This window comes from Orrella sp. JC864, from assembly GCF_037026685.1.
Classification (GTDB): Bacteria; Pseudomonadota; Gammaproteobacteria; order Burkholderiales; family Burkholderiaceae_B; genus Orrella.
The window spans coordinates 74,511-90,935 of record NZ_JBANET010000012.1 but is presented as its reverse complement, the minus strand read 5'-3'; the positions used below and the strand labels follow the sequence as shown (position 1 = coordinate 90,935).

Here is a 16,425-nt window from a genome sequence, read left to right as displayed (position 1 = left end):
GCCCGGCGGTGCTCACTCCCTATATGACGGATGAGCGGACCGATCCGTTACTTTATCCCCTTCCCGGGCCTGCGGCGCCGCTTTGCGTGCCGGCCCCGCAGGCGCTAAGGTAAAGGCATGCCGAGTCCCTGGAACCGCTGTTTCATCGCCCTTGCGCCCGATGCCCGCACGCGCGAGCGCCTGGCCGACCTGCCCATCGCGCGCCCGGCGCGCCGGGTGGCCTTCGACGACCTGCACCTGACGGTGGCCTTCCTGGGCCCTGTCCGGCCGGACCAGGGCCATGCCCTGGCCCACGCGCTGCCCGAGCTGGCCGCCCCGCTGCCCGAACTGGCGTTTCTCAACCTGGCGCTTTGGCCTTCGGCCGCCCGGCCGCAGGTGCAGGTGGCCCAATACGATTATCCCGAAGCGCTGCGCGCCCTGGTGGCCCACGTGCAAACCGTGCTGCGCCGCCTGCAGCTGCCGGTCGAGACGCGCAAGTTCCGCCCTCACGTCACGCTGGCGCGGCTGCGGCGCGACGCCGGCGGCTGCGATGCGCAAAGCCTGCAGATGATAGAAACCTGGCGCGACGGCCCGCCGGCCGGCTTCGAGTCGATCGGGCTTTACAGCAGCGTGGGCGAGCCGGGCACGGGCGCGCGCTATCGGCTGCTGGCCGATGCGGCGCTGCCCGGGGGCTAGGGCCGCGGCGCCAGGCCCTTGGCGCGCGCTACGGCGTCTCGGACGCCGGATCCAGCACCGCCCCGGGCGGCAGGTTGGCGCGGATCAGGCGGCCGGCCACCGACTGCGGCATCGGGATCACCGGCAGGCGCGCGCCCGGGCCGTGCCAGTTGGCCTCGGCGATCTCGTCTTGCTGCACGCGCACCTGGCCGCCGGCGTACTCGGCGGTGAAGGCGATCATCAGCGAATGCGGAAAGGGCCACGACTGGCTCTGGAAATAACGCAGGTCGCGCACCTGCAGCCCCACTTCCTCCTGGACCTCGCGATGGATGGCGTCCTCGATGCTCTCGCCGGCCTCGACGAAGCCGGCCAGCGCGGTATGGCGCGCCGAGGCATAGGTGGCGTGGCGCGCCAGCAAGATTTCGTCGCCGCGCTTGATCAGCACCATCATGGCCGGCGAGACGCGCGGATAGGCCGGCAGCCCGCAGGCCGGGCAGCGCATGCACAGCTCGTGGGCCAGGCGCTCGGTGGGCGTGCCGCAGGCGCCGCAATAGCGGTGCGTGCGTGCCCATTCGGCCACCTGGAAGGCCCGGCTGGCCAGCCCCATGAACCGTTCGTCGTGCGTGCCGAAACAGCTGCGCAGCTTGCGAAAGGCATAGCCCTGGGGCATGGCCGGATCGGCGCCGCGGCCCAGCTGCAGGACGCGCTGCTCGGGATGGGCATTGGCCGCCCACAAGGCCTGCCACGCGGCCGGCGCCGATTGCAGCGCCTGGCAGGCGGCGGTGTCGGGCAAGGCCAGGTCGGCCTCGCGCAAGAGCAGCTCGTCGCCGCGGAAGATGAAATTCATGGGTTCGGGACTGAAAGGCGTCACAAGGCGGTGCGGCGATCATAAACCAGCAGCCGCGCGCCTTCCCCGCTGCCGGCCGGCGCCGCGCCGCGCCAAGGCCGGTCAATCCTCGGGAACGTAGATCATCCGCCCATCCTCCAGGCGATACGTGACGCCCGCCCGCGCGCCCTGCCCCTGGCCGAGCTCGCCGCTGGATTCGTAGCGCGTGAGCTCCTGCCCATCCTTGATGGTGATGCGCATGTCCGCCTGGCCGGGGTTCTCGACCACCACCACCTTGTCCCGCGAATAGGGGTTCAGGGGGTTCTGGGCGATCGCCACCATCAGCATGCCGATGATGACCAGGAACAGGTCGATCAGGTTGACCACCGAGAGCATCGGGTCGTTGGCCTCGTCCTCGTCCAGGAAACGCATCAGGCCGCTCCCTGGCGCTGGCGTTCGATGCGGCGCAGGTCCTGCAGCAGCCAGCGCCGCCGTATGGTCAGGATGAAAAAGCAGATGCTGGCCGCCAGCAGCGCCAGGATCACCGCCGAGAAGGCGGCCACCATGTTGCGCCCGACCGCCGCGCCGTCGCCGGTGCCCAGGGCCAGCAGCGCCGGCCCCATGGGGATCATGGTGGCGATCAGCCCGAGCATGGGCGCGGTGCGCGAGACGATGCGCAGCCATTCCAGCCGCTTCATGATCCACAGTTCCAGGTCGTCGCTGGCCGGCGGCGGCCCGTCCGGCGTTCCGGCCGCGTAGGCGGACAGCGCCGGCGTGCGCAGGCCGCGCCGGCGCTGCCAGGCCTCGACCAGGAAGGCGCCCAGCATGGCCAGCGCATAGGCCAGCGCGGCAGCGATCAGCAGCATCACCGGCGCCAGGAAAACGCGCGAGACGTCGTAAAGCAGGGTTTCGATTTCAGCAAAAAAGGTCATGGCATGCTTCGGGAAGAAGGAATCGTTGCGCCGCACCGGCCGGCGCGTCCCGGGCCCGCCGCCTGCCACAGGCCGCCGGCCGCCACCAGCATCAGCATGAACGCCAGCACCCAGGCCTGGCGGCTGTCGTGCGGCGCCGCGTCTTGCTGCACGCGCGCCAGCACCTGGCCCTGCACGTCCTGCAGGGGTTGGTCGGCAGCGGCTGCGACGTCCTGGGGCGCTTGGGCGCCGGCGTTGGCCTCGGCGTCAGCTTCGGTCTCGGTTGCGGTTCCGGCTTCGGTTGTGGCGGAAGCAGCGGCCGCAGCGGCCTCGGCCGGCGGCTCGACGGCCTGCAGCCCGTAGCCTGGCGCCATCTGGGCGATGGCGCGGCGCGTGGCCGGCGCCCCGGTATCCACGCCGTGCTGCCCGGCCAGTTCCTGCCAGCGTCGGGCCAGCGCCTGCCGGGTCTGCTCGGGCGCATCCCAATAGCCCTTGCGGATGGCCTCGGCCATGCGTTCGATCACCTGGGCCTGCGCGGTGGGGTTGTGCCGTTCGAACCACTCGCCCGTGCCCAGCCCGCGGGTATCGGCGACATAGGTATCGAACATGGCCTGCCACTGGTCGGCGCGCACGGTATCGGCATCCACCGCCTGCCAGCCGAACAGGTTGTTGGTGGCGTTGAGCACTTGCAGCGTGCCGGCGTAGCCCTCCTGCTGCATCGCTGCAATCCACTGCGGGTTCAGGTAACGCACGCGCAGCTCGTCGGCCAGGAAGCGCGCCAGCCCCGTGGTCCGGGGCGGCCCGCCGCGCAGGTCCGAGATCAGCAGTTGCGGCGCCTTGCCGTCCAGGTGCCGGATGGCCGCCGACAGCCCGCCCAGGAACTCGAAGGGATGGTCGGTGGACAGCACGCCATGCAGGTTCGAAGAGCGCGACATGACGGCGGCCTGCGCGCCGCGCAACTGCTCGGCGAGCAGGTTGGCCTGCGCGGGGCTCTGGCCCCAGCCGTCGCTGCCATAGGCATGGCGGCTGCTGGACAGGAACTGCCGCGCCAGCGCCGCGTCGTCTTCCCACTCGGTCGAGCGCCGCGCCAGGTCCGGCACGCCGGTGCCGTACTCGCCCGGCGCGTTGCCGAAGATGCGCGAACGGGCCGCCGCCTCGGCCTGTTCGGCCGGCAGGCCGCCATCGCGCAGCGCCGCCGCGATGCGCCGGTTGTTGGCGGCGATGGGATTGCCCGGCTCGTCCAGCTCGGCCAGCCGCCGCATGGCCTCGTCCAGCAGGCGCATGAAGCTGTCGAACTGGTCGCGATAGACACCGGTGACCTGCACCACCACGTCGCTGCGCGGGCGGCCCAATTCGGCCGCGGGGATGATCTCCAAAGCGCTCACGCGCCCGCCCGCGTCCCAGACCGGCCGCAGGCCCAGCGCATGCAGGATCTGCGCCTCGGTCACGCCCAGGTGGCGGATCGCCTCCGAGGCCCACAGGCTGAAGGCCAGCTTGCGCGGCCAGGCGCCGTCGTGTTCGGCGCGAAACGCCTGCACCAGTTGCGCATAGGCGGCTTGCGCCGCCTCGTAGGCCGCGCGCGCCGGGATCTTGTCGGCCTCGAAGGCATACAGGTTGCGGCCGCTGGGCACGTCGGGATTGCGGATGGGGTCGCCGCCCGGCCCGGGCGCCACGAACCGTCCGGCCAGGGCGGCCAGCAGCGCCTCGTTTTCCTGCGTATCGCGCAGATGCTGGTCCAGCGCGCGGGCGCGCCCGGCCAAGGCCTGGACCTGCGCCGGCAGCGGCTGCGCATCGCCATCGCCATCGCCATCGCTAGCGCCGGCGCCGGCGTCCAGCAACCAGCGCACCGCGCGATAGGCCGGGTTGCGCGGCAAGGCGTCCGGGTCGGGCACCAGCATGGCCTCCTCGTCCAGGCCCAGCGCGGCCTGCAAGGGCTCGCCCAGCTGCTGCATGACGGTGCTGGCGCGGTGCTCGGCGCTGGCCGGCTGCCCGTAGGTATGCAGGCCCAGCGGCATGGCGGTGCGCGCCAGTTCGTGCAGTTGGTCGTGCAGCGCCTGCAGGAAGCCGGGGAAATCCCCTTCGGCCTGTTGCGCCGTCCAGCCCAGGTCGTCATGCAGGTGGGCGGCCACGGCCGCCGCCCGGATCTGCGCGGCCACCCGTTCGCGCACGCCGCCTTCGTCCAGTTGCTCGTACTCGTGGATCAGGTGGTGCAGGTCGCGCAGCTGGTCGTACAGGCCGGCCGGCGCGAAAGGCGGCGTCTGGTGGCTGAGCGTGACGGCGCGCCCGCGCCGCCTCGCCTGGATGGCCTCGCCCACGTTGTCCTGGATGTAGGGATAGAACACCGGCAGGCTGCCCACCGCCAGCCAGGGATAGTCGCTGGCGGCCAGGCCGCGGTCCTTGCCGGGCAGCCATTCCTGCGTGCCGTGCGTGCCCAGGTGGACCAGCGCGTGGGCGCCATGCTGCTGGCGCAGGTATAGATAGGCCGCCATGTACAGGTGGTCGGGCGCGCTGGCGGTGTCGTGGTAGTGGCCGTGCGGATCGGCATGGCGCGGCATCTGCGGCATCACCAGCAGATGGCCCAGCTGCCAGCGGGGCACCACGAAGTAGCGGCGGCCGTCGATCTCGCGCACGGCCCGGTGGCGGGCCGGCGCGCCGCCGTGGCGCAGTTCGGCCTGGCGCTGCGCCGGCAGCCCGGCCAGCCAGCGCTCGTAGTCGGCCAGCGGATACAGCGCGGCCAGGCCTTCGGCCAGCAGCGCATCGAGCGGCACGCTGCCATAGAGCGCCCCCAGCATGCGCTGGCCTGCCGCGATCACCTGCGCCTCGTCGAGCGGCTCGCCGACCGCGTAGCCCGCGGCCGCCAGCGCGGCCTGGATGGAAACAATGCTGCGCGGGATATTCAGGTTCGAGGCGCCCAGGTTCTTCTCGCCGGCCGGATAGTTCCAGAACATCAGGGCCAGCTTCTTGTCGGCCGGCGCGGTGCGGCGCAGCGCCACCAGGCTTTGCAGCTTGTCCATCAAGGCGTCCAGCTGGGCCGGCAGCAGGTCCGAGACGCCAGCCGTGGCGGCCGACAGCACCAGCGGGTCGCTGATGCCCCAGCCTTCCGGACCGGCCAGGAACACGGCGGCGGTGCGCGCCGACACGCCGCTGGGCGCCTGCGGCCAGTCGGCCGCCTCGCCCTCGCGAAAGCGCAGGGTCTGGATCACGGGCACGTCCAGCGCCAGGAAATCGCGGCTGCGGGCCGCGCCGTCCTGCATGTGGGTCAGGTTGACCAGCACGTCGATGCGGCCTTTGCCCAGCACCTGCGCCAGGCCGCCGGGAGCGGCGGCATCGAACCAGAAGACCGCGGGCAGCAATCCGGCCGCCTCGCTGCGCGCGATCAACGCATCGACCTCGCGGGTCAGCATGTCGGCCACCACGCCCTGGTGTATCAGGAAAGCCACGCGGCCGGCCGGCTGCGCGGCCTCGGCGGCTTGGCCGCTGCCCGCCTGGCCGCCGCCAGCCTGCGCCGGGCCCGGCGCGTCCCCGGCTGACCGGCGGTCCGCATGCCAGGCGAGATAGGACGGCAAGTCCTCGAGAACGCGCGGCGCATCGGGATGATAGAAGCCCGTGGCGGGCAGCCGCTCGGGCGGCGCCAGCAGCCCGGCCGCGGGCGCTTGCCCCGCCTGCACCGCCTTGGCCAGCGCGAAGAAGCGGCCGAAATTGCCGTGGCCGCCGGCCGCATACAGCGCCGCCAGCGCCGCGCCGTGCGCGGGCGCCAGGCCTTGCCATGCGGGCCGTCCGCCGCCCACCGTCAGGCGGGGCGGCACGGACAGGCCTTGCTGCGCCGCGCCCTGCCGCAGCGCCTGCTCGACCATGGCGCGGTCGTTCGGGCGCGGCACGTCCAGCACCAGCAGCGGGGCCTGCCGCAGGGCCTGGCGCCAGGCATCGGGCGAAGCGCGCTCCACGTCCAGGTGCCGCAGCTGCATGCCCTCGCGCTCGGCATAGGCTTGCAGGCGCTGGAACTTCTCGGCGGACACGAAGCCGTTGTGCAGCACCTGCACCACCGGCACACCCCACGCGGGGGCCCCAACCAGCAGCCACAGCGACAGGGCCAGGCTGCACCGCCATGCCAGCCGGACCGCGCGGCGCACCGGCATCAGGAACATCCCAGGCATCAGAACCTCGCGGTCAATCCGGCAAAGTAGCGCCGCCCTTCGTCGGCGCGGCCATACACGCCGGCGTCGTCGTTGGCCAGGCGCTTGTCGGTGAAATTCTCGATGCCGGCATGCAGGCTCAGGTTGCGGTTCACGTCGTAGTCCACGTACCAGTGCAGCAGCGTATAGCCGGGACGCTCGCTTTCGGTGGCCGAGCGGTACTGCGCGCCGATATATTCGGCCCGCAGGCGCGTGCGCAGCTGCGCCATCACGTCCCAGGCCAGCGTGGCGTTGGCGCGATGGCGCGAACGGTCGGCCAGGCGCTCGTCGGTGCTGCGGTCGCGCGCATCCAGGTAGGTGTAGTTGGCCTCGAGCCGCCATTGCGGCAGCAGCGGCATGCCGGCGGTCAGCTCCAGCCCCCGCAGGCGCGCCTTGGCGACGTTCTCGTACTCCAGGCATACGCGCCCGGGCACGTCGCAGCTAGGCTGGCGCACCGTCTCGATCAGGTTCCTGACGTTGTTGTGAAACAGGGTCGCTCCGGCCGACCAGCCCGCCTGCGCGAAGGCCGCGCCCAATTCGAAGGACTGGTTAGTCTCGGGCCGCAATTCGGGATTGCCGCGGATGATGCCGCGCCCGCCCATGGCCGCGCGCGATTCGTACTCGGGCGAGAGCTGCTTGAGCGTGGGCGCCTTGAAGCCGCGGCCCACGCCGGCGCGCAGCGTCCACGCGTCGGTGGGATGGAACAGCAGGTAGGCGCGCGGGCTGGTCTCCCAGCCGAAGTCCTCGTGGTGATCGAAGCGGCTGCCCAACACGAGTTCCCACTGGCTGCCCAGCGCGATCTCGTCCTGCGCGAACAGGGCGTAGTGCGTCTGCGCTTTCTTGCCCGCGCGGTTGACGGTGGGGTCTTCCAGGCTTTCGCGCCGCGTCTCGGCGCCCAGGGTCAGCGTGTGCGCATCGCCCGCGGCAAAGCCCACCCGGCCATCGAGCACGGTATCGACGAAACGGTTCGGGCCGGTGGCATCGCCGCCGTCGCTGCGCCAGGCATGGCGCTCGAGCGTGCTGCGATACAGGCGCAGCTGGCTGCTGCCCCACTGCCACTGGCCGGCATGCGAGAGCGCATAGCGCCGCCGCTTCACGTCGTTGTCGGCCTTGTAGACGGTATTGGTCGAGCCGCCGCGCCAGCCGTGCTGGTCTTCCTTGCCCGCGTCCACGGAAAAATCGATGCGCTGGCGCGCATCCGGCGTCCAGCTCAGGCCCACATGCCCCGTGACCGCGCGCTGCTCATCGAGCGCGGTCAGCGCCGTGTTGCCCGCCTCGCGCAGCGCATCGCGGCGCCGGAACTCGCCCCAGGCGTTGAGCCCCAGCTTGCCCGGCACCAGCGGCCCGCCCAGGTAGAAGCCGCTTTTGTATTGATCGCCGTCCAGGCCGTGATCGTTGATCAGCGCATAGCTGCTGACCGAGCCGTGCCAGCTGTCGGTGGCGCTGCGCGTGATGACGTTGACCACGCCGCCCAAGGCTTCGGAGCCATACAGCGAGGACATCGGCCCGCGCACCACTTCCACCCTCTCGATGGCCTCGGTCGGCACCCAGCCCAGCTCGAAGTCCGAGTGGGCGATGGCCCCGGCGGAGGTGTTGATGCGCTGCCCGTCGATCAAAATCAGCGTGTGCGCCGGGCTCATGCCGCGCACCGATATGCCGCGTCGCCCCAGTCCCACGCTGTCGTCCAGCCCGATGCCGGGCGTATCGCGCACGGCGTCGGCCAGGTCGCCCACAGGCCGGTTGCGCAGCGCCTGGCCATCGATGACCGAGACGCTGGCCGGGGCGTCGGCCTGGCTGCGCGCCGAGGTCGTGGCGGTGACGACTACCGCGGGCAGGGTGGCGACGGCGCCGCGCGGCGTATTGCTGCGGCTCCCTTGCTCCTCTGTCCCATTGGCCTGCCCCATTGCCGCCAGCGCTGTCAGGCAGGCGGCGAGCAGCGCTTGCATCGCCGTCATGTTCACCCTCCGCTAAAATCGAAACGTTATAACATAACATTCCAATCCAAGGGAAAGGGCATCCGGTTCAGCCGCCCCGATAACCCATCTCTCGCGAGATGATGCGCGCCGTTTCCTGCAGCATGGGTCGTATACGCCTGACCACGTCAGCGTCCATACGGGCCAAGGGACCCGAGATGCCGATGGCCGCGGGCACCGAGCCGGTGGCGTCGAACAGGGGCGCCGCCATGCCGTAGACATCCTCTCGCCATTCGCCGGCATTCTCGGAATAGCCCTGCTCTCGCACCTGCCGCAAGGCGGCCTTCAGGGCGGTGTGGCTGGCGATGGTCACGGCCGTGTGCTTGACCAGCCGGCCAGGCAAGGCCGATTTGAGGTCCTCGCAATACGCCAGCAGCATCTTGCCCGTACCGGTGCAATAGGCGGGGGCACGGCCGCCGACACGGGTATACGAGCGAACCGGTTGCGGGCTGTCGATCTTGTCGATGTACAACACGTCGGTGCCGTCCAGGATGGCCAGATGCACCGTCTCCTGGGTCTGCCGGGCAAGCTCCTGCATATGCGGCCGCGCGATGCGCGGCAGGTCGAGCCGGTCCGAAAGCTGCGTACCCAGTTCCCACAAGCGCATGCTGCACCGATAGCGCCGGGTCAACGCATCCTGCTGCACGTAGCCGCATTGCATCAGTGTCTGAAGCAGGCGATGCACGTTGCTCTGCACCAGGTCCAGATCGCGGGACAACTCCAGGATACTCACAGGCTCCGGACTGGCAGCCAACCGCTCGAGCAACTGCAATCCCTTGGTCAGTGTTTTTCCCATAAGCACTTCCTGCCGCGCCGTCGCACCAGCGAGTCGATGCTCACGGCGGCCTTCCGGCGTCTGTCCTCCATGTTCGGAGAGCGGATTCTACAAGATAGAATCCAGTCCGGTCACATGGCGGCCATTGCACCCGCACCGGCCGGGCTCAGTCGCCGATGCACCGCAGGCCGGTTCCGCCGTCGTGCCGACGGGCGTAGCGCGCACGTTGCAGGGCCAGGAAAGAGAGTGCAATACGGCGGGCCTCGAACATGCGCTGGAAGCTGCGCATGTCCATCGCCCCGCAGGAGACGGCAAAGAAAGTGTCCCAAGCCTGCTGCGGCACGCGCTCGCCCGGCATGCCGGCCTCCACCAGACGGGTGCGCTCGATCAGCGCCTCCGAGGGAGGCGGCACCTTGCGATAAACGGTCCGGTCTTCGTAGTCGACATCGGCGCACATGATCGCTCCTTCTTACGAACCGCCGGCGCCTGCGCCGGCTCCCATCACACCGCATGCCCCCGAAGGCGTGCCATAGGCCAGGCGCTCGCCGTCCGCCTGCCAAGCCAGACAGCTGACCGGCTCCCTGCCGGCCTGTCCCAGTATGCGGCGCACGTCGCCTTCGTAGCTTTCCAGCGCCATCAGGCCATCGGAATAACCCACTGCCACCCATCGCCGCGAGGGATGGCATGCCACGGCGCTGGCCTGCGCATCGGTACGATCGCCCAGGACCAGCGGCGTGCTGCCGATGGGTCCGTCCTTGCCCCGGAACGGCCACAGCACCGCGCCACCCTCCGATCCGTTAGTGGCCAGCCATTGCCCATCGGCCAACCAAGACAGACCGCTCGGCGGCCGGGAATAGCCGACCATGCGAAAGTGCCTGAACGTATCCAGCCGCCAGCCATGCATCATGGCATCTCGCGTGCAGGCGACCACGAAGCGGTCGTCTGGAGAGAACGCCAATTGCGTGGGCACCCCCTTCCAGGCCAGCTCCACGGGAGCCGTGCCCGCCAGCGTGTCCTGCAAGGCCAGCGCATCGTATAGGCCGATCGCAAGCCGTCTGCCGTCCCGGCCGAACGCCAGCGCCTCGACGGGACGCGACTGAGGCAGAACAACCGGCTCGCCCGAGCCCATGGTCAGCCACACAGTGCGTCCGCTGGCATAAGCCATGGCGCCATCCGGGCCTGCCGCCAGGGCGCTGATCCACTTGTTCGTACGGGTGGCCACGCAAACCGGATCCGTCCGGGCTGTGCTGCGCATCACGCGACCGTCCTCGCCGGCGGTCAGCAGGCAGGCCGGCCCGCCCGGGTCCGGTACCACGCAAAACGACAGAACATCGCCATCGTGCAGGGCCAGCGTGCGCCGCGCCGTACCCTGCAGCCCATGCAAACGGCCGTCCAGTGCCAGGAAGCAAGGCACTCCATCCAGGAAACCGGCCCACAGGCAGGGCTCTCCGAGTTCCAATCGGCCAAGTATCTTCATGCGGTCATGCTGCCTGGCCCGCGATGCCTATGCCTGGCAAAGCAGGAAACCAGCGCGCAGCACCTCGGCGTCCAGATTTCGCCCGATGAATACGAGCTTGCTGTCCCGGGCTTCGTCGTGGCGCCAGCTGCGCTGGTGCTCGCCCTCGACGATCATGTGCACGCCCTGGATGACGTAGCGCCGCTCCTCGTCCGCCAGCGCAAGAATGCCCTTCATGCGCAGGATATTCGGCCCTTGCGCATCGACAAGGCCCTGGATCCAGGGAAAGAAGCGGTTGGCGTCCAGCATACCCGCCTGCAGCGATACGGACATCACCGAGATCTCGTGACGATGATGCCCCACGTGATCCTGACAAGGCTCATCGTCCGCGTGGGTGTGCCCATGATGGTCATGGTGATCTTGACCGTGGCCGTGCATGCCGCAGGTACCGCCCGGCACCGGCTGCGCCTGCAGCGCAACCCACCGCTGCAGGTCGAACGCGCCGATGGCCAGCACGCGCGACAAGTCCACCTCGGCTCGCTGTACGCGATGACAGATGGCATAGGGGTTGATCGCCGCCACCTGCCGCTGAACCTGGTCGACTTGCTCCGGCGAGACGAGGTCCACCTTGTTGATCAGCACCACATCGGCATAGACGATCTGATCCTCGGCTTCCTGACTGTCGGCCAGGCGCAGCGGGAAATGCTTGGCATCGACCAGCGTCACCACCGCGTCAAGCTCGGTCTTGTCCCGAACCTGTTCATCCATCATGAAGGTCTGCACCACCGGGGCCGGGTCCGCCACGCCCGTGGTCTCCACCACGATGGCGTCGAAACGCCCCGGCCGGCGCAGCAGCTTGTGCAGGATGCCGATCAGATCGCCGCGTACGGTGCAGCAAATGCAGCCATTGTTCATCTCGTAGATTTCCTCGTCGGATTCCACGATCAGGTCGTTATCGATGCCGATTTCCCCGAACTCGTTGACGATCACCGCATACTTCTTATCGCGCTGGCCGGTCAGGATACGGTTCAGCAAGGTGGTCTTTCCGGATCCGAGATGGCCGGTAAGCACTGTCACCGGCACCTTCTGCATCGCAATGGACATGAGGCCTCCGCTCGGTCATGTGCGCTCGAGGATATGCATGCCCCGATTGCGGTCAATGATGTAGATCAGCCCTTCCTTCGTCAGGAAAACGTCGTTGGTCTGGGCCCGGTCGAAGCCCGGTATGTCGGGTTCGAAGTGGGCGACTTCGCGCGGCGCATGCGGGTTCTTTACATCCACAATGCGCAGGCCCTTGGCGAACCAGGCCACGGGTATCTCGGTGCCATGGACCTGCTCGGCAGGCTGGTGGCAGCCCGTGAACTCGGGCATGTTCCTGTCCATCAGTTCCTCGATCTGGTATGTCGAGATCGGCACCGGCTGGGTTTCATCGGTAATGTCGAACAGCCACATGAACGGCGGCGGCGAAGGACGCACCTTACGTACGTCTTCGTCGGCCACGATGGCGATCCTGCGTCCGGCCAGTTCGAAAGGCAGCGGCAGCACGGTATGCGTCGGGTGCGGAAAGGTCGGGCTATAGACGAACTTGGACACCAGCCTGGGCTTGCTCATGTCCTCGATGTCGAGAATCACCATGCCGCCATGCCAATAGGCCACGTACAGGCGATTGCCGCGGCGCAGCACCTGGTGGCACCAGGTCATGCGATAGCCTTCGTCGGGCGTCTCGCCGCCGGCGACCCATTGTCCAGGCATCCACCACCGGCCGACCTCCTCGGGCTTGGCTGGATTCTGCAGGTCCAGAATCATGGCGATGTTCAGGTGGTAGCCATCCACCTCAGGGGTGATGTAGGCGTGACGCCCGTCGAAGTCGAAACGATGCACGCCGGTGCCAGCGGTCTTCCAGAAACAGATCTGCCTGGGACGTGTCGGATCCGACACGTCGTAGATGGCCAGCCCGCCCTGGAAGTTTTCCCCCAGGATATACGGCGGCGGGCATTCCCAGTTGACCAGCATCAGGTCGTTCTCGACACGTACCTTGTGCGTGTGCACGCCATCGGGTATGGCGATGTGCGCCACTTGCCTGGGATGCTTCGGGTCGCTGATGTCGACGATGGTGGTGCCGGCCGGCGCGTCCATGTGCGCGATATAGGCATAGTTGCCTTGCACGTATACCTGGCCGCCCCCGGCGCAATCGAAACACGCCACTTCCCTCAAACCTTTGATGCTAGCCATGAATCATGTCTCCAGAATAAACGTATCCGTCACTTCGCAAGCAGGCCCAGCGAAGCCAGCAGGGCGGTGTGCTGCTTGAATTCGGACCAAAGCATCTTCTTGGTCTGCTCCCCGTCCATGTAGTCGAGCTCCACCTCGCGCGAAGCAAGGAACTGCCTGAACTCCTCGTGCTGCATCGCTTCCTTGAAGGCATCGTGGATGTATTGCTTGACGCCGGCATCCATGTTGCGCGGACCGAAGAAGAAGAACTTCAGTCCGATACCCACGTCATGGCCGGCTTCCTTGAAGGTAGGCACATCCGGATGAAAAGGCACCCGCTCGGACTGGAATACAGCCAGGATGCGCATGCGGCCATCGTCGATCAGCGCCCGGCCTTCGCCGGCATTGATCACGATGGCATCGACCTGCCCGCCGAGCAAGGCGATGCTGCTTTGGGCCCAACCCTTGTAGGGCACTTCCAGCAGGTCCAGTTCGGCGGCCTGCACCAGTTGCGCCATGTTCAGGTGCGAGGCGGTGCCGGTTCCCGTATGGCCCATGCTGTACTTGCCGGGCGATTGCCTGACCGCCTCGATGAACTGCTGCGGGGTCTTCCACGGCGCATCGCCGCGCACCGCCAGCATCTGGTACGAAGAGAACACGTTGATGATGGGCGCTATGTCATCGGGCGTCTGGTACATCAGGCCGCTCATCATTTGCGGCGCGTCGACCACCGCGCCGGTTGGCGTAAAGCCGATGGTCGTTCCGTCCGGCCGGGCAGTCACCACGGAAGTAATACCGATGGTGCCTCCCGCGCCCGGCCGGCTTACCACTGCAACGCCATTGGGAAACCTGGCGTGGGATTTTTCGGCAACCATGCGGGCCACCAGGTCCGTCAGGCCGCTGACCGTGAACGGGTTCACGATGGTCATGGCGCCCTTGGGCGGCTGCTGGGCAGCCACAAGGGTGGGCAGAACGGCGAACAGCGCCGTCACAAAGAGCTTCTTCATACCATTCCCCTAGATCCGGCAGCCGATGCCCGGGCGGCCGGCCCGCGATATCGCCCCATTTCTGCCGGAGCGGCACAACGGCGCCGGAACTGCCCGATACCGATCGCCTTGGTTATGATTCCATTTTATGGAATCGAATTCCAATTTTTATGTTGATGAGGAATCATAGGTTTGGGTTTTCAAGACTGTCAAGGCGAAATCCGCCTGGACATAAACGCCTTAGCGAGCGGCCGTGACCTGCACTTCCACCAGATAACCCGGCAAGGCCAGCCGCGCCTCGGACGGCGTGCGGGCAGGCGCCCGGCCAGGCACTACCCATTCGTCCCAGACCGGGTTGATGGCGGCCAGATCGCGCATGTCCTTGAGCAGCACGTTGGCCGACAGCACCTTCGACTTGTCCGTGCCGCATCGGGCCAGCAAGGCATCGATCTGAGCCAGGATCTGGCGCATCTGCTCCTGCACCGGCGCGCCGGGATCGTCGGCCACCTGGCCGGCCAGGTATACCGTGTTGCCGTGGATCACCGCCTTGCTGTAGCGGTGGCTGCTATCCAGGTATTGGATCTCGTCCATGTCTGTTTCCTTGATCGGACCATGGGGCGGGGCTTGCAAGCACGCCAATCAGGCGACGTCGAACTTCACGCCCTGCGCCAGCGGCAACTCGCTGCCATAGTTCACCGTATTGGTGGTACGGCGCATATAGGCCTTCCAGCTGTCCGAACCCGCCTCGCGGCCTCCGCCGGTTTCTTTCTCGCCGCCGAAGGCGCCGCCGATCTCAGCGCCGGAAGGCCCGATGTTGACGTTGGCGATGCCGCAATCCGAACCCTCGGCCGACATGAAGCGTTCGGCTTCGCGCAAGTCGTTCGTGAAGATCGAGGACGACAGGCCCTGCGGCACGTCGTTCTGCAGGGCGATAGCCTCGTCCAGGTCGGTGTAGCGCATGACATACAGGATGGGCGCGAAGGTTTCGTGCTGGACGACCTTGGCCTGTTCCGGCATCTCGACCAGCGCCGGACGTACGTAGTAGGCCTGGGCATGCCCGCCCACCGCCACCCTGTCGCCGCCAGTGACCTGGCCCGCGGCGCTGCGCGCAGCGTCCAGCGAACGCTGCATGGCGTCGAACGAAGCCTGGTCTCGCAGGGGACCGATGAGCGTGCCGCTCACACGCGGGTCGCCCACCGCTACCGATTGGTAGACCCGCCTCAGGCGAGCAAGCAGATCATCCGCGACAGTCTCGTGCACAAAGATGCGGCGAAGCGTGGTGCAACGCTGACCCGCCGTGCCCATCGACGAAAAAGCAATGGCGCGCAACGCCAGTTCCAGGTCCGCCGAGGGGCAAATGATGGCGGCATTGTTGCCGCCGAGCTCCAGAATGGCGCGGCCGAACCGTTCGGCCACTTTCGGGCCCACCTTGCGGCCCATCGCGGTCGAGCCTGTTGCAGACACCACGGGAATGCGGTGGTCTTCGACCAGCACCTGCCCGACTTCCCGCCCGCCGACCAGCACCTGGGAAAGAGAGTCTGGCGCGGCGCCGAACTTGCGTAGCGCCCGTTGCAGCAGTGCCTGTGTCGCCAGCGCCGTCAACGGCGCCTTCTCGGATGGCTTCCACAGCAGCGAATTACCGCACACCAAGGCGATCGCCGCATTCCAGGCCCATACGGCCACCGGAAAATTGAAGGCCGAGATGACCGCCACCGGGCCGACCGGATGCCAGGTTTCCATCATGCGGTGATTGGATCGCTCGGTAGCGATGGTCAAGCCATAGAGCTGGCGCGACAGGCCGGTGGCGAATTCGCAGATGTCGATCATCTCCTGCACTTCGCCCTCGCCCTCGGAGAGGATCTTGCCGGTTTCGATGCAGACCAGGCGGCCCAGTTCCGCCTTTGCCGCACGCAGTTCCTCCCCCAGCAGGCGCACCAATTCGCCGCGCTTGGGCGCCGGCACCTTGCGCCAAGCCAGGAAGGCCTGGCGGGCATCAGCCACCCGCGCACGCGCTTGCTCGGCCGTCAGCTCGGGCAGTTGGGCGATGCGCTGGCCGTCGATGGGCGAACACACGGCCAAGGACCCGCCGGTGTACTGCGCCTCGTCAACGTCCAACTGGGTCAGCAGGCGCCGGGCCTCCTCGGAGGTGGCGGAAAGGGCGTGGGTCATGGTCGTTTCCTCTTGGATGGTGTCTTGATGATGCTCGCGGGCAAGTACCGCTACGCCCCCTGCTTTGGCTGCGATGATGGGCGATACTGCAGGTAATTCTATATTTTGGAATTGGATTCCAATTTTATGATAAAGGAAAACGCCGGCCCTAGACAAGACTGCCTTCACGCGATAACGCCGGCATCACCCAGGCGCTACGTTCGCGCGGGCCGGATTGGTACGATTTGCCTAGGAATACGGGCCGGCAGTGCCGCCCAGACAGGCCGGGACAGCGGACCGAAAGGCGCTGAAG

At 67.9% G+C, this 16,425-nt stretch carries 14 protein-coding genes; 1 reads left to right on the top strand and 13 read right to left on the bottom strand.

Annotated elements, in window-relative coordinates:
- The first annotated feature begins 117 nt into the window (after positions 1 to 117).
- On the top strand, positions 118 to 675 hold the full coding sequence (thpR, locus tag V8Z80_RS12570) for an RNA 2',3'-cyclic phosphodiesterase (RefSeq protein WP_155195874.1): 558 nt from the start codon (positions 118 to 120) through the stop codon (positions 673 to 675).
- A 28-nt stretch (positions 676 to 703) separates the two neighbouring features.
- Here thpR and nudC read toward each other — a convergent pair whose 3' ends face one another.
- The 13 genes from nudC to amaB form a co-directional block, all read right to left on the bottom strand.
- Complete coding sequence (gene nudC, locus V8Z80_RS12565) at positions 704 to 1,501, bottom strand: NAD(+) diphosphatase (protein WP_155195876.1); 798 nt, start codon at positions 1,499 to 1,501, stop codon at positions 704 to 706.
- 102 nt (positions 1,502 to 1,603) lie between these two features.
- Positions 1,604 to 1,912 (bottom strand): DUF2149 domain-containing protein, encoded by a 309-nt coding sequence (locus tag V8Z80_RS12560; RefSeq protein ID WP_336062183.1) that lies wholly within the window; start codon positions 1,910 to 1,912, stop codon positions 1,604 to 1,606.
- On the bottom strand, positions 1,912 to 2,412 hold the full coding sequence (locus tag V8Z80_RS12555) for a MotA/TolQ/ExbB proton channel family protein (protein ID WP_155195879.1): 501 nt from the start codon (positions 2,410 to 2,412) through the stop codon (positions 1,912 to 1,914). Before V8Z80_RS12555 ends, V8Z80_RS12560 begins: the two co-directional genes overlap by 1 nt.
- Positions 2,409 to 6,545, bottom strand: coding sequence for a cobaltochelatase subunit CobN (cobN, locus tag V8Z80_RS12550; RefSeq protein ID WP_336062182.1), 4,137 nt, complete (start codon positions 6,543 to 6,545; stop codon positions 2,409 to 2,411). The genes V8Z80_RS12555 and cobN overlap by 4 nt, the downstream gene beginning before the upstream one ends.
- Positions 6,545 to 8,518, bottom strand: a complete 1,974-nt coding sequence (locus tag V8Z80_RS12545) for a TonB-dependent receptor domain-containing protein (protein WP_336062181.1) — start codon at positions 8,516 to 8,518, stop codon at positions 6,545 to 6,547. The genes cobN and V8Z80_RS12545 overlap by 1 nt, the downstream gene beginning before the upstream one ends.
- Before the next feature lie 67 nt (positions 8,519 to 8,585).
- Positions 8,586 to 9,332, bottom strand: coding sequence for an IclR family transcriptional regulator (locus V8Z80_RS12540; protein ID WP_336062180.1), 747 nt, complete (start codon positions 9,330 to 9,332; stop codon positions 8,586 to 8,588).
- A gap of 145 nt (positions 9,333 to 9,477) precedes the next feature.
- A complete protein-coding gene (locus V8Z80_RS12535; RefSeq protein WP_336062179.1) occupies positions 9,478 to 9,768 on the bottom strand; it encodes a hypothetical protein in 291 nt (96 codons plus the stop codon).
- A gap of 12 nt (positions 9,769 to 9,780) precedes the next feature.
- Positions 9,781 to 10,788, bottom strand: coding sequence for a WD40 repeat domain-containing protein (locus V8Z80_RS12530; protein ID WP_336062178.1), 1,008 nt, complete (start codon positions 10,786 to 10,788; stop codon positions 9,781 to 9,783).
- A gap of 27 nt (positions 10,789 to 10,815) precedes the next feature.
- Positions 10,816 to 11,871, bottom strand: a complete 1,056-nt coding sequence (locus V8Z80_RS12525) for a CobW family GTP-binding protein (protein ID WP_336062177.1) — start codon at positions 11,869 to 11,871, stop codon at positions 10,816 to 10,818.
- A gap of 15 nt (positions 11,872 to 11,886) precedes the next feature.
- Positions 11,887 to 12,999 carry an LVIVD repeat-containing protein gene (locus tag V8Z80_RS12520; RefSeq protein ID WP_336062176.1) on the bottom strand — a complete coding sequence of 371 codons (1,113 nt, stop codon included), beginning with the start codon at positions 12,997 to 12,999 and terminating at the stop codon, positions 11,887 to 11,889.
- A 29-nt stretch (positions 13,000 to 13,028) separates the two neighbouring features.
- Entirely contained in the window at positions 13,029 to 13,985 is a 957-nt protein-coding gene (locus tag V8Z80_RS12515; protein WP_336062175.1) for a tripartite tricarboxylate transporter substrate binding protein, read from the bottom strand.
- A 219-nt stretch (positions 13,986 to 14,204) separates the two neighbouring features.
- Positions 14,205 to 14,555: a RidA family protein gene (locus tag V8Z80_RS12510; protein ID WP_336062174.1), complete on the bottom strand. Its 351-nt coding sequence runs from the start codon at positions 14,553 to 14,555 to the stop codon at positions 14,205 to 14,207.
- Positions 14,556 to 14,603: 48 nt separating this feature from the next.
- Entirely contained in the window at positions 14,604 to 16,133 is a 1,530-nt protein-coding gene (gene amaB / locus V8Z80_RS12505) for an L-piperidine-6-carboxylate dehydrogenase (protein WP_336062173.1), read from the bottom strand.
- Between the last annotated feature and the right edge of the window lie 292 nt (positions 16,134 to 16,425).

Coding starts and splice junctions, on each gene's coding strand:
- thpR (WP_155195874.1), top strand. CDS start 118: ATGCCGAGTCCCTGGAACCGCTGTTTCATCGCCCTTGCGCCCGATGCC.
- nudC (WP_155195876.1), bottom strand. CDS start 1,501: ATGAATTTCATCTTCCGCGGCGACGAGCTGCTCTTGCGCGAGGCCGAC.
- V8Z80_RS12560 (WP_336062183.1), bottom strand. CDS start 1,912: ATGCGTTTCCTGGACGAGGACGAGGCCAACGACCCGATGCTCTCGGTG.
- V8Z80_RS12555 (WP_155195879.1), bottom strand. CDS start 2,412: ATGACCTTTTTTGCTGAAATCGAAACCCTGCTTTACGACGTCTCGCGC.
- cobN (WP_336062182.1), bottom strand. CDS start 6,545: ATGCCTGGGATGTTCCTGATGCCGGTGCGCCGCGCGGTCCGGCTGGCA.
- V8Z80_RS12545 (WP_336062181.1), bottom strand. CDS start 8,518: ATGACGGCGATGCAAGCGCTGCTCGCCGCCTGCCTGACAGCGCTGGCG.
- V8Z80_RS12540 (WP_336062180.1), bottom strand. CDS start 9,332: ATGGGAAAAACACTGACCAAGGGATTGCAGTTGCTCGAGCGGTTGGCT.
- V8Z80_RS12535 (WP_336062179.1), bottom strand. CDS start 9,768: ATGTGCGCCGATGTCGACTACGAAGACCGGACCGTTTATCGCAAGGTG.
- V8Z80_RS12530 (WP_336062178.1), bottom strand. CDS start 10,788: ATGAAGATACTTGGCCGATTGGAACTCGGAGAGCCCTGCCTGTGGGCC.
- V8Z80_RS12525 (WP_336062177.1), bottom strand. CDS start 11,871: ATGTCCATTGCGATGCAGAAGGTGCCGGTGACAGTGCTTACCGGCCAT.
- V8Z80_RS12520 (WP_336062176.1), bottom strand. CDS start 12,999: ATGGCTAGCATCAAAGGTTTGAGGGAAGTGGCGTGTTTCGATTGCGCC.
- V8Z80_RS12515 (WP_336062175.1), bottom strand. CDS start 13,985: ATGAAGAAGCTCTTTGTGACGGCGCTGTTCGCCGTTCTGCCCACCCTT.
- V8Z80_RS12510 (WP_336062174.1), bottom strand. CDS start 14,555: ATGGACGAGATCCAATACCTGGATAGCAGCCACCGCTACAGCAAGGCG.
- amaB (WP_336062173.1), bottom strand. CDS start 16,133: ATGACCCACGCCCTTTCCGCCACCTCCGAGGAGGCCCGGCGCCTGCTG.